The organism is Burkholderiales bacterium, from assembly GCA_023511995.1.
In the GTDB taxonomy this organism is placed as follows: Bacteria; Pseudomonadota; Gammaproteobacteria; order Burkholderiales; family Thiobacteraceae; genus Thiobacter.
The window spans coordinates 13,783-26,235 of sequence record JAIMAL010000020.1 but is presented as its reverse complement, the minus strand read 5'-3'; the positions used below and the strand labels follow the sequence as shown (position 1 = coordinate 26,235).

11 protein-coding genes are annotated in these 12,453 nt (G+C 63.6%); 1 reads left to right on the top strand and 10 read right to left on the bottom strand.

Annotation, left to right across the window (positions count from 1 at the left end; translation table 11 throughout):
• Nucleotides 1-2: 2 nt before the first annotated feature.
• Nucleotides 3-635 carry an NUDIX hydrolase gene (locus tag K6T56_10350; GenBank protein ID MCL6556750.1) on the bottom strand — a complete coding sequence of 211 codons (633 nt, stop codon included), beginning with the start codon at nt 633-635 and terminating at the stop codon, nt 3-5.
• A 130-nt stretch (nt 636-765) separates the two neighbouring features.
• Here K6T56_10350 and K6T56_10345 point away from each other — a divergent pair, with 130 nt between their 5' ends.
• Nucleotides 766-1,218 carry a hypothetical protein gene (locus tag K6T56_10345; protein MCL6556749.1) on the top strand — a complete coding sequence of 151 codons (453 nt, stop codon included), beginning with the start codon at nt 766-768 and terminating at the stop codon, nt 1,216-1,218.
• A 66-nt stretch (nt 1,219-1,284) separates the two neighbouring features.
• Here the strand turns inward: K6T56_10345 and nuoN are convergent, their stop codons facing one another.
• From nuoN to nuoF, 9 genes are all read right to left on the bottom strand, one after another.
• A complete protein-coding gene (nuoN, locus tag K6T56_10340; GenBank protein MCL6556748.1) occupies nt 1,285-2,730 on the bottom strand; it encodes an NADH-quinone oxidoreductase subunit NuoN in 1,446 nt (481 codons plus the stop codon).
• 12 nt (nt 2,731-2,742) lie between these two features.
• Nucleotides 2,743-4,239, bottom strand: coding sequence for an NADH-quinone oxidoreductase subunit M (locus K6T56_10335; protein ID MCL6556747.1), 1,497 nt, complete (start codon nt 4,237-4,239; stop codon nt 2,743-2,745).
• 48 nt (nt 4,240-4,287) lie between these two features.
• Nucleotides 4,288-6,273 carry an NADH-quinone oxidoreductase subunit L gene (gene nuoL, locus K6T56_10330; protein ID MCL6556746.1) on the bottom strand — a complete coding sequence of 662 codons (1,986 nt, stop codon included), beginning with the start codon at nt 6,271-6,273 and terminating at the stop codon, nt 4,288-4,290.
• Between the two features lie 4 nt (nt 6,274-6,277).
• Entirely contained in the window at nt 6,278-6,583 is a 306-nt protein-coding gene (gene nuoK / locus K6T56_10325; protein MCL6556745.1) for an NADH-quinone oxidoreductase subunit NuoK, read from the bottom strand.
• A gap of 8 nt (nt 6,584-6,591) precedes the next feature.
• Nucleotides 6,592-7,212 carry an NADH-quinone oxidoreductase subunit J gene (locus K6T56_10320; protein MCL6556744.1) on the bottom strand — a complete coding sequence of 207 codons (621 nt, stop codon included), beginning with the start codon at nt 7,210-7,212 and terminating at the stop codon, nt 6,592-6,594.
• 69 nt (nt 7,213-7,281) lie between these two features.
• The gene (nuoI, locus tag K6T56_10315) at nt 7,282-7,770 is read right to left on the bottom strand and encodes an NADH-quinone oxidoreductase subunit NuoI (protein ID MCL6556743.1); all 489 of its coding nucleotides are present in this window, start codon (nt 7,768-7,770) and stop codon (nt 7,282-7,284) included.
• A gap of 13 nt (nt 7,771-7,783) precedes the next feature.
• Nucleotides 7,784-8,824 (bottom strand): NADH-quinone oxidoreductase subunit NuoH, encoded by a 1,041-nt coding sequence (gene nuoH, locus K6T56_10310; protein MCL6556742.1) that lies wholly within the window; start codon nt 8,822-8,824, stop codon nt 7,784-7,786.
• On the bottom strand, nt 8,824-11,169 hold the full coding sequence (gene nuoG, locus K6T56_10305; GenBank protein MCL6556741.1) for an NADH-quinone oxidoreductase subunit NuoG: 2,346 nt from the start codon (nt 11,167-11,169) through the stop codon (nt 8,824-8,826). The genes nuoH and nuoG overlap by 1 nt, the downstream gene beginning before the upstream one ends.
• Before the next feature lie 6 nt (nt 11,170-11,175).
• The gene (gene nuoF / locus K6T56_10300) at nt 11,176-12,450 is read right to left on the bottom strand and encodes an NADH-quinone oxidoreductase subunit NuoF (protein ID MCL6556740.1); all 1,275 of its coding nucleotides are present in this window, start codon (nt 12,448-12,450) and stop codon (nt 11,176-11,178) included.
• Nucleotides 12,451-12,453: the final 3 nt, after the last annotated feature.

Here is a 12,453-nt window from a genome sequence, read left to right as displayed (position 1 = left end):
GATCACGGGGTCGGGGGGTCCCCCGCCGGGACCGGCCCTTCCGCTGCCGCTGGCCCCCCGGCGCCAGCGGGCTCCGCTTGGGGTGACCAGTGACCGCTCAGGAGTTTCTCCAGCCAGAAGAGGCCCGCCACCGTTTTCGCTTCGCAGATGCGGCCGGTGCGCACCCAATCCAGCGCCTCAGCGACATCCACGGTGAAGACCTCCAGGAACTCATCCTCATCCCGCCGGTGGCCCTCGTAGGACAATTCCTGCGCCAGATAGTACACCAGCCGCTCATCGGCATAGCCGATGCAGGGATAGACCGTGGTGACATAGGTCCACTGGCGGGCGGTGTAGCCGGTCTCCTCCCTGAGCTCCCGCATGGCGCAGGCCAGGGGTGCCTCGCCGGGGTCGATCTTGCCCGCCGGCAGCTCGATGAAGTCCCGCCCCAGGGGATAGCGGAACTGCCGCTCCAAAAGCAGCCGGTCACCCGCAAGGAGCGGAAGCACCACCACCGCCCCCGGGTGCCGGATGTACTCCCGTACGGAAGTCCGGCCGTCCGGCAGCCGCACCTCGTCCCGATGGACCCGCAGCAGACGCCCGCTCCAGACCTCCTCCCGCCGCAGGGGCGCTTCATAAAGAATTTTTCTGGCCATCTTGAAACTTTCCCAGTCCGCTGCTATCTTACGAACACCCGAGTAAATTTGTCGGGTTTTCCGTGCCGGTTCCGGCCGTTTTTTGCAGCGCGTCTATTAGTATTTGTTACTTTACTTAAGGAGCAACACCATGAGCCTGATTCCTGGACTGACGACCGACGGCGTGGTCACCGTCAACCGTGTCATCCTCCGCCCCGGCTACACCGTGGAAGACCTGGAAGAACGGGTGGCGGAGCTGTGCGAGAACGTGAAAACCTATCACTCCGACACCGGCTTCATCGGTGGCTTCGTCATGATCAACACCGGGATGGTGTCCAATGAGGGTTCCACCATCGGCCAGGCGGTGGAGCATCCCCTCAAGGGACGGGAGGCGCTGATCGTGACCTTCTGGCAGAGCATGGAGGATCATGAGCGGTCCCATCGTTCCGACACTTTCCAGCCCCTCTTCAAACGGGTGCTAGAGCTGTGCGAGAACGGCAACGAGGAAATCGCCTATCAGCTCCTCTGGCAGGGCAAGGCCTACGATCCCGAAACGGCGAAGGCTGCCCGCGAAGCCAAGGAAAAATACAGCAAGGCGGCCTGATCCCGCCGAAGTCAACCCGGCCAGGGCTTCGTCCCTGGCTTTTTTTTTCGGGACGGCGGCCGCAGCTCAGCCGAGCTGCCGGATCGCCTCCGCGCAGAGGGCAAGCAGGGGCTGGGGCATCAGGCCCAGCGCCAGCACCGCCAGCCCGTTTGCGGACAGAAGCACCTGCATGTCCGCGCTGGCGCGCAGGGGCGTGTTGTCCACGGGCGCGTCGAAGTACATGAGCTTCACCACCCGCAGGTAATAGAACGCCCCCACCACCGACATGAGCACAGCGAACACCACCAGGCCGACGAAGCCTGCCTGGAGAGCGGCCTGAAGCACCGACAGCTTGGCGTAAAAGCCCAGGGTCGGTGGTACACCGGCCATGGAAACCATGAGCAGCAGCATGAGGAAGGCATGCCAGGGGCTACGCTGGTTGAGTCCCTTGAAATCCTCCAGCGCCTCCGCTTCGAAGCCTTCCCGCGAAAGGAGGAGAATCATGGCAAAGCCACCCAGGCTCATCAGCACGTAGGCCACCACGTAGAAGAAGGCCGCACTGAGGCCCGTCTCCCCCCCGGCAAGGAAGCCCAGCAGGACGAATCCCATGTGGGTGATGGTGGAGTAGGCCAGCATCCGCTTGATGTTGGTCTGGGCGATGGCGGCCAAATTGCCCAGGGCAATGGACAGGGTGGCCATGAGGGCGAGCATGGGCTGCCAGTCCGTGGCCAGGCTGCCCAGCCCCTCCACCAGGAGGCGGACGAAGAAAGCGAAGGCGGCGAACTTCGGTGCCGAACCGATGAAGAGGGTGACCGCCGTCGGCGCGCCCTGGTAGACATCCGGAATCCACATGTGGAAGGGCACCACGCCCAGCTTGAAGGCAAGCCCCGCCACCACGAAGATGAGGCCAAACACCAGCACCGGCCCCCGTTCCCCATAGGTCACCGCCGCCGCCACACGGGCGATTTCCAGCGATCCCGTGATCCCGTAAAGGAGCGACAGGCCGTAGAGCAAAAGCCCGGAGGCCAAGGCGCCGAGGACGAAGTATTTCATCGCCGCTTCGCTGGCCACCCGGCTATCCCGCTGTAGCGCCACCAGGGCGTAAAGGCAGAGGGAGAGGAGTTCCAGCCCCAGGTAGAGGGTCAGGAAATGGCTGGCGGAGATCATGACCATCATCCCCAGCGTGGCGAACAGCACCAGCACGTAGAATTCGCCGCGGTAGAGGCTACGCAGGCGCAGGTAATCCCGGGAATAGATGAGCACCGCCGCCACCGCGCCGTAGAGCATGAGCTTGAGGAGATCGGAAAGGCGGTCATCGATGAACATGTTGCCAAAGGCCGCCAAAGGCAGGGGATCGGCGGTCGTGAGCGTCGTCCAGGCGGCGGCGCCGAGGGCCGCCAGTGCCAGGCCGTAGGTGACCCAGCGCAGATCGTCGGCAAGGAAGAGGTCAAGAATGAGGATCACACAGGCGGCGCACAGCAGCACCACCTCCGGCAGGGCGGGAAGGAGATCGGTGAAAACGAAGTCAGCCATCATATCGCCCCATTACCAGGCACAGAACGCGCCGCATTTGCTTTCGGCCACATGTGCCAGCAGTTGCTCCACGGATGCATGCATCACAGCGGTGAATGGCGCCGGATAGATCCCCATGCCGAGCACCGCCAGCGCAACCAACGCCAGCACGAGAAACTCGCGGGGGCTTACATCCGGCATCTGCGCCACCTGGGGATGGACGATGGGTCCGAATACCACCCGCTTCACCAGCCACAGGGTATAGGCGGCGCCGAAGACGAGGGTGGTGGCGGCGACAGCCGCATACCAGAAGTTCACCTTCATCGCGCCCATGATCACCAGGAATTCACCGACAAAACCGCTGGTCGCGGGCAAGCCGGCATTGGCCATGGCAAAGAGCACGAACAAGGCCGAGAACACGGGCATGCTGTTGACCACCCCGCCGTAGTCGGCGATGTTGCGGGAATGCAGCCGGTCGTACATCACCCCCACACAAAGGAACAGCGCCCCCGACACGAAGCCATGGGAAATCATCTGCACCAGCGCCCCTTCGATGCCATGGGCGTTGAAGAGGAAAAAGCCGAGGGTGACGAAGCCCATGTGGGCGATGGACGAATAGGCGATGAGTTTTTTCATGTCACCCTGGACCAGGGCCACCAGGCCGATATAGACCACCGCGACCAGGGACAGGGTGATCATGAAGCCGGCCAGGGCGTGACTGGCATCCGGCGCGATGGGCAGAGAAAAGCGCAAAAAGCCGTAGGCGCCCAGCTTCAGCATGATGGCCGCCAGCACCACGGAGCCGCCGGTGGGGGCCTCGACATGGGCATCCGGCAACCAGGTGTGCACCGGCCACATGGGGACCTTCACGGCAAAGGCAGTAAAAAAGGCAAGGAAGATGAGCACCTGTTCCCGCAATCCCAGCGGCAGACGGTGCCACGACTGAACATCGAAGCTGCCGGCCTTCTGGTAGAGGTAGATGAAGGCCACCAGCATGAGGAGGGAGCCCAGCAGGGTGTAGAGGAAGAACTTCACCGCTGCATACACCCGCCGCGGCCCGCCCCACACGCCGATGACCAGGAACATGGGGATCAGCATCGCCTCCCAGAAGACGTAGAACAGCACCGCGTCCAGGGCGGCGAAGACACCGATCATGAGCCCGGACATGATGAGAAAGGCCGCGTAGTACTGGGCCACCCGCGTCTCGATCACGCGCCAGCCGGCCAGCACCACCAGCACCGTGGTGAAGGCCGTCAGCAGAATGAAGAGCACCGAGATGCCATCCACACCCAGGTGATAATCGACGCGGAAGGTTTCGATCCAGGCTGCGCGCTCGACGAACTGCATGGCGGCGCTGGCCGTATCGAAGCGGGTGTAGAGCGGGATGGTCACCGCAAGCCCCGCAACCGAACCGATCAGGGCCAGCCCGCGCGCCACCGCCGCATTGCGATCCGAACCGGTGGCGAGCACCAGCAGGCCGAAGACGATTGGCACCCAGATGGCAAGACTCAGCAAAGGCATCCCCCACATGTTTGTTTTTCGGGGCGCCGCCGCGCAGGCAGCCTCCCTTTCCCAGGCCTATTGGATTTTCACGAACCAGGTGATGAGCACGAACACGCCGATGAGCATGGCGAAGGCGTAGTGATAGATGTAGCCCGACTGGAACTGGCGGACCGCTGCCGCCAGCCTCCCCATCAGCCGCGCCGTGCCGTTCACCAGCCAGCCGTCGATGACCGTGGCATCCATCACCCGCCACAGCCAGGTGCCCAGCCGGCGGGCACCCCCGGCGAAGAACCAGTCATTGAAGCGGTCGAAACCATATTTCTCTTCCAGAATGCGGTAGGCGAGAGGAAAGAGGCCCACCAGGCGTTCCGGCAATTCAGGCCGCAACACGTAGAGATACCAGGCACTGGCCACCCCGGCCACCGCCAGCCAGAAGGGAAGGCTGGTGAAGGCATGGAGCGCCATGGCCGTGGCACCGTGGAAATGGGCGGCCAGTTCCGCCGGCGCCGGATGCTGCGGTAGGACGCGGATCGCCTCGCCAAAGGCGGTACCGTCGATCACCGCCCCCACCGTGAAATGCCCGATGAGGACGGAGGGAATGGCCAGCACCACCAACGGCACCCACACCACCCATGGCGATTCATGGGGCGCCGCCTCGCCGCCACCGTGTTCGCCGTGGCCCAGGTGGCCGCGGAAGCGCTCCGGACCATGAAAGACCAGGAAGTACATGCGGAAGGTATAGAAGGCGGTGACGAACACGCCCGCCAGCACCGCAGAATAGGCAAACCCCGCCCCCGGCACGTTGGCCGCGCGCACCGCCTCGATGATGGAATCCTTGGAATAGAAGCCGGAGAAGAAGGGCGTACCGATCAGCGCCAAGGCCCCGATGAGGGCGGTTAGCCACGTGACGGGCATGTAGCGCCGCAGCCCACCCATGTGGCGCATGTCCTGGTCATGGTGCATGCCGATGATCACCGACCCCGCGGCAAGGAAAAGCAGGGCTTTGAAGAACGCATGGGTCATCAGGTGGAAGATGGCGACGGAGTAACTCGAGGCACCCAGCGCCACCGTCATGTAACCCAGTTGCGACAAGGTGGAATAGGCCACCACCCGCTTGATGTCGTTCTGCACGATGCCCAGCAGGCCCATGAAGAAAGCGGTGATGGCACCGATCACCAGCACCACCGACAGCGCGGTATCGGACAGCTCGAACAGCGGCGACATGCGCGCCACCATGAAGATGCCGGCCGTCACCATGGTCGCCGCATGAATGAGGGCGGAAATCGGAGTCGGGCCTTCCATGGAATCCGGCAGCCACACATGCAGGGGAAACTGCGCGGACTTACCCATGGCGCCGATGAAAAGCAGGATGCAGATGACGGTCACCAGGGACCAGGCATGCCCCGGGATGAGCTCAATGGTGCGCAAGCCAAGGGTTTCGGCCTGGCCGAATACCGTGGCGTAATCGAGGCTGCCGGCATGGACGAGCACCAAAGCGATGCCGAGAAGGAAACCGAAATCCCCCACCCTGTTGACCAGGAATGCCTTGAGATTCGCGTAGATGGCACTGGGGCGGGTGTACCAGAAACCGATCAGAAGATACGACACCAGGCCCACCGCCTCCCAGCCGAAGAAGAGTTGGAGGAAGTTGTTCGCCATCACCAGCATGAGCATGGAGAAGGTGAACAGGGAAATGTAGGCGAAGAAACGCTGGTAACCGGGGTCATCGCTCATGTAGCCGATGGTGTAGATGTGCACCATGAGGGAGACGAAGGTCACCACCAGCATCATCATGGCCGACAGCTTGTCGATGAGGAAGCCGATCTCGAACGACACCCCACCGCTGGCAAGCCACGTATAAACCGTGCCGTTGAAGGTGTGCCCCGCCTGCACGTCGCGGAAAACGAGCCAGGAGGCCAAGCAGGAGATGGCCACGCCGAGAATGGCGATGCGATGGGTCCACACCCGGCCGATGTACCAGCCGAACAGGCCAGCGATGAGGGCCCCCGCCAGCGGCGCCAGGGGCACGATGAGATAGAGGGTCTCCCGGTCCAATGCCATCCGCCTACCCTTTCAGGCTGTCCAGATCATCGACATTGATGGTGCGCAGATTGCGGAACAGCACCACCAGAATCGCGAGGCCAATGGCCGACTCCGCCGCCGCCACGGTGAGGACGAAAAAGACGAACACCTGTCCCGCCACGTCTTCCAGATAATGGGCAAAGGCGACGAAATTCAGATTCACTGCCAGCAGCATGAGCTCGATGGCCATGAGCAGCACGATCATGTTCTTGCGGTTTAAGAAGATGCCCAGCACGCTGATGACGAACAACATGGCGCCGAGAATCAGATAGTGGGAGAGTGTCACCATCCTTTGCCTCACTCCTTGGTCGCGGTTTCCGGTTTTTCCGCCGGCATGGACACCAGCCGCACCCGCTCGGCGCGCTTCACCCGCACCTGGCGCGCCGGGTCCTGATACTTGGTCGTCTTGCGCCGGCGCAGCGTGAGCGCGATCGCCGCCACGATGGCCACGAGCAGAATCACCGCCGCGATCTCGAAGGGATAAACATAGTCGGTGTAGAGCACGCGGCCAAGGGCGCGCGTGTTGCTGTAGTCTGGCCCATGGGGCGCGGGGGCGGGATAGCGGTCAGCGCCGAAATAACGGCCGCCCAGCACCAGAGCCATCTCCAGGATGAGCAGCACCACCACCGTCGCGGCAAGGGGCAGGTAATCCCAGAACCCCTCCCGCAGCCGAGCCAGATTGATATCCAGCATCATCACCACGAAGAGGAAAAGCACCATCACCGCCCCCACGTAGACGAGCACCAGGGTGATGGCGAGGAATTCCGCCTCCAGCGTAAGCCACAGCCCGGCGGCGGTGAAGAAGGCGAGCACCAAAAAGAGCGCGGCATGCACCGGATTGCGCACGGTGATCACGCGCAGGGCGGCAAAAAGCAAAATGGCCGCGAGGAAATAGAAGACGAAGGTTTCGAAATTCATGTTGTTTTCTTGCAATTGCCGGAAAGGCCGCCCTCGCAGGGCGGAAGCATTTTCTCTCCCTTGCCGCTTTCAGCGGTATTTCGCATCCGCCGCCCGGTCCGCGGCGATCATCGCCTCGTACTTGTCGCCAATGGCAAGCAGCATCGGCTTGGTCAGATACAAATCACCGCGGCTCTCCCCATGGTATTCGAATATGCGCGTCTCGACGATGGAATCCACCGGGCACGATTCCTCACAGAAGCCGCAGAAGATGCACTTGGTGAGGTCGATGTCGTAGCGGGTGGTGCGTCGCGTGCCGTCCTCCCTTTCCTCCGATTCGATGGTGATGGCGAGCGCCGGACACACCGCCTCACACAGCTTGCAGGCGATACAGCGCTCCTCGCCGTTGGGGTAGCGGCGCAGGGCGTGCAGGCCGCGGAAACGGGGGCTCAACGGCGTTTTTTCGTCCGGATACTGCACGGTGATTTTGCGCGCAAAGAGATGACGGCCGGTAAGCAGCATGCCCCGGATCAGCTCCAGGAGGAGGAAGCTTTTCACGAAGTCCTTGATGCGCTCCATCATCCCCGGCTCCTCAGTGGAAAAGATGACCGTAGGGTGTGTGCATCATCGCCCCGATGAAGACGATCCAGATCAGGGTGACAGGAATGAACACTTTCCAGCCCAGGCGCATGATCTGATCGTAACGGTAGCGGGGGAAAGTGGCACGGAACCACAAAAAGAGGAAGAGGATGAAGGCCACCTTGAGCACGAGCCAGTGGAAACCATCGGCCAGGCCCGGCAGCGGCGACAGCCAGCCACCGAGGAACATGATGCTGGTGAGGGTGGAGACCAGGATCATGTTCGCGTATTCGGCAAGGAAGAAGACGGCGAAAGCCATGCCCGAATACTCGACGTGGAAGCCGGCGACGATCTCCGATTCGCCTTCCGCCACGTCGAAGGGGGCGCGGTTGGTTTCCGCCACACCGGCGATGAGATAGACGAGGAAGAGCGGCGCCAGGGGCAGCCAGTACCAGTGGAGGATTCCGCCCTCCTGGGCCTTGACGATGTCCCCCAGGTTGAGGCTTTGCGCCGCCATGAGCACGCCCACCAGGGCAAACCCCATGGCAATTTCGTAGGAGACGATCTGCGCCGCGGACCGCATGGCGCCGAGGAAGGCATATTTCGAGTTGGAGGCCCAACCCGCCAGGATGACGCCATACACCCCCATGGAAGTGATGGCCATGACGTAGAGCAGGCTCGCATCGATGTCCGCAAGCACCAGTTCCGGCGAAAAGGGCACCACCGCCCACGCCGCCAGTGCCGGCCCGATGGCCAGCACCGGCGCCAGCAGGAAGAGGAAGCGGTCGGCACCCGCTGGGATGACGATTTCCTTGAAGAGCAGCTTCAACGCATCGGCAATGGGCTGCAACCAGCCCTTCGGTCCCACCCGGTTGGGGCCGAGTCGAATCTGCATGTAGCCGATCACCTTGCGCTCGGCGTAGGTGAGATAGGCCACGCATAACAAAAGCGGCACGACGATGGCAACGATGCCAAGCAAAGTCTTGGCGAAGATGAAGAGTGAAGGGCCCACGGTGGGACCGAACCAGCTCTGGAAAAGCGCCGCCGCCTCCATCATGCCCGCTCCACGCTGATGGCCTCGAACATGCCGGCAAGCCCCGCCGTAAGGGGATGGCCAGCAGCAACATGCACGCAGCCTTCCGGCACGCCGGGATCGGCCACCGCCGGCAACACCGCCTGGCCCTGCCCCTGACGCAGGAGGAGCATCTCCCCTTCACGCAATCCCATCGCCGCCAGCATGCGGGGATTCAGCCGCGCCCGCGGCGGCTGGCCATCGCGCGTGGCCTGCAGGGCGGGGGCCCGCCGCGTCAGCACATCCAACTGATAGATGGGCACCTCGCCGATGCGCCACACCGCCCCTTCCCTTACCGCAGGCGCCCCAAGCACCGGTTCGCGCAGCCCGTTGTCGAGGGGCAGGGGCAGCGCCGTCCCGTCTCCCAGAAGCTCACGCCGCACCGCCTCGGCGGTCTCCTGCTCGAATCCCGGCAGGCCCAGGAGATTGCCCAGCACGCGCAGCACCTTCCATGCCGGCCGCGCTTCACCCTGAGGCTTCACCGCCGCGGCGAAGCTTTGCACCCGCCCTTCCATGTTGACATAGGTGCCCGCCGTCTCAGCGAAGGGTGCCACCGGCAGCATCACGTCGGCGTATTCGATGGCGGTGTCGCGGAAGGCGGTGAACGCCACCACCATGTCCGCCTGCTTCATGGCGGCCACCGCGGTCTGGGGATCGTGGCAGTCCAGTTCCGGCTCCACCTCGAGCAACAGATAAGCCCGGCGCGGCGAGGCCAGCATGGCCGCCGCGTTGAGCCCATTGGCGCGCGGCACCGCGCCGGCGATCCAGGCCCCGACACTGTTGGCCTGCTCGGCCATGAAGCCGAGATGCGCCCCGGTGAGGCGTGCCAGTTGCCACGCCAGGCTGTGCAGTTCGGCGGCACGGGGATGATGCTGGGCCAGATTGCCCAGCAAAAGGGTCGGCCGGCGGGCGGCACACAGTTCCTCGGCCATGGCCTGCGTCACTGTGTCGATTTCGACAGCCGCCAGCCACTCCCCATAGGGGGAGGGCAGCGCCTCGCCCTTCACCGCCGCGGTCGCCTTGAGGAGCCCGGCCAGACGTTCGATGAGATCCGGAGGAGGCACGATCTGCTTGTGAGCGAGCCGGCACAGCAGGTCCACGTCGAAGGGGTTGATGACCAGCAGACGCCCGCCCCGCTTCACTGCCTGTCGCACCCGATGGGCCAGCAGGGGCTGTTCCTTGCGGATGTTGCTTCCGCAAAGGAGAATCACGTCGGCCTCGGGGATTTCCGCAATGGGCTGGCCGAGCCAGGGCGCCCCCAGACGGCGCCCATCGGCGCGGAAATCACTGTGGCGCAGCCGATGGTCCACGTTCTCCGAGCCCAGCCCGCGCAGGAGTTTCTGCAGGAGATAAAGCTCCTCCAGGGTGGCCATGGGGGAGGCCAGCGCGCCGATGGCGGCGGGCCCATGGCGGCTGACGATGTCGCGCAGGCCATTGGCCACGTATTCCAACGCCGCCTGCCAGTCCACTTCCAGCCACTCCCCGTTCTGCTTCACCATGGGACGGGTCAGGCGCGCCTCGGAATTGAGGGCCTCGTAAGAAAAGCGATCGCGGTCGGCAAGCCAGCATTCGTTGACCGCCTCGTTGTCCCGCGGCAGCACGCGCATGACACGGTCCTTGCGGGTCTGGATGACGAGGTTGGCCCCCAACCCGTCGTGGGGGCTCACCCCGGGCCGGCGACTCAGCTCCCAGGGGCGGGCGGTATAGCGGAAGGGCTTGGAGGTGAGTGCGCCGACCGGGCAGAGGTCGATCATGTTGCCCGACAGTTCCGAGTCCACCGTCTGCGAGACGAAGGGCATGATCTCCGAATGCTCGCCGCGGAAGGCCTGCCCCAGCTCCATCTGGCCGGCGATCTCCTGGCCGAAACGCACACAGCGGGTGCAGTGGATGCAGCGGGTCATGTCGGTGGCGATGAGGGGTCCCAGATTCTTGTTCACCACCACCCGTTTTTCCTCACGGTAGCGGGAGGCGCCGCTGCCAAAGCCCACGGCCAGATCCTGCAGTTGACACTCGCCGCCCTGATCGCAGATGGGACAGTCCAGGGGATGGTTGATGAGCAGGAACTCCATCACCCCTTTCTGCGCCGCAATCGCCTTCTCCGAGCGGGTGTACACCTTCATGCCGTCGGTGACGGGCGTGGCACAGGCGGGCAGTGGCTTGGGCGCCTTTTCCACCTCGACGAGGCACATGCGGCAGTTGGCGGCCACCGACAGCTTGCGGTGATAGCAGAACCGCGGCACATAGATGCCGAGCAGGTCCGCGGCATCCATCACCGTGGAGCCTTCCGGAACTTCAATCTTCCTGCCGTCGATTTCGATGGTCAGCATAGGCGCTCAGTGACAACCATCGAGGCATCTGCCATGCTCGATGTGGTGTTCAAATTCATGACGAAAATGTTTGAGGAAACTCTGCACCGGTGTTGCCGCCGCATCGCCCAGGCCGCAGATGGTGCGGCCGCCGATGTTGCGGGAAACACTTTCCAGCAGGTCGAGGTCCTCCGGCCGCCCTTTGCCGTGTTCGATGCGATGGATGACCCGGTACAACCACCCCGTGCCCTCGCGGCAGGGCGTGCATTGGCCGCAGGATTCCTCGAAATAGAAATACGCCAGGCGCTCAAGGGCCCGCACCATGCACACCGTGTGGTCGATGAGGATGACCGACCCCGCACCCAGCATGGAGCCCGCCTTGGCGATGGAATCGTAGTCCATGGTGCATTGCATCATCACCTCGGCGGGCAGCACCGGGGTGGAGGAGCCGCCAGGAATCACCGCTTTGAGCCGGTAGCCCTCGCGCATGCCACCGGCCATTTCCAGCAATTCCGCAAAGGGGGTGCCCAGGGGGATTTCATAGTTGCCGGGGCGGTTCACCTTGCCGGAGACGGAGAATATCTTGGTGCCCCCGTTGTTGGGTTTGCCCAGCTCCAGGAATTTCTGCCCGCCGTTGCGCACGATGTAGGGAATGCAGGCGAAGGTCTCGGTGTTGTTGATCACCGTCGGCCGCCCGTAAAGGCCAAAACTGGCGGGGAAAGGCGGCTTGAAGCGGGGCTGGCCCTTCTTGCCCTCGATGGACTCGAGCAGCGCCGTCTCCTCGCCACAGATATAGGCGCCGTAGCCGTGATGGGCATGAATATCGAAATCGAATCCGGAACCGAGGATGTTGCGCCCCAGATAACCCGCGGCGCGCGCCTCCTCCAGGGCCCGCTCGAAGGCTTCGTAGAGCTCGAAGATTTCGCCGTGGATGTAGTTGTAACCGGTCTGCGCCCCCAGCGTGTAGCCGGCGATGATCATGCCCTCGATCACGCTGTGGGGGTTGTAGCGCAGGATGTCACGATCCTTGAAGGTGCCGGGTTCCCCCTCGTCGGAGTTGCAGACGATGTATTTGGGACCGGGCAGATGGCGAGGGATGAAGCTCCACTTGAGGCCGGTGGGGAAACCCGCACCGCCCCGCCCCCGCAGGGCGGAGGTCTTGATCTCGGCGATGATGGCCTCCGGCGGGATTTTCTCCGCCAGAATCCGGCGCAGCGCCTGGTAGCCGCCCACCCGCTCGTAGGTGGCCAGGGTCGCCGGCTCCGGCAGCTCGCGGGTGGTGAAGATGACCTTTTCCGACATGGC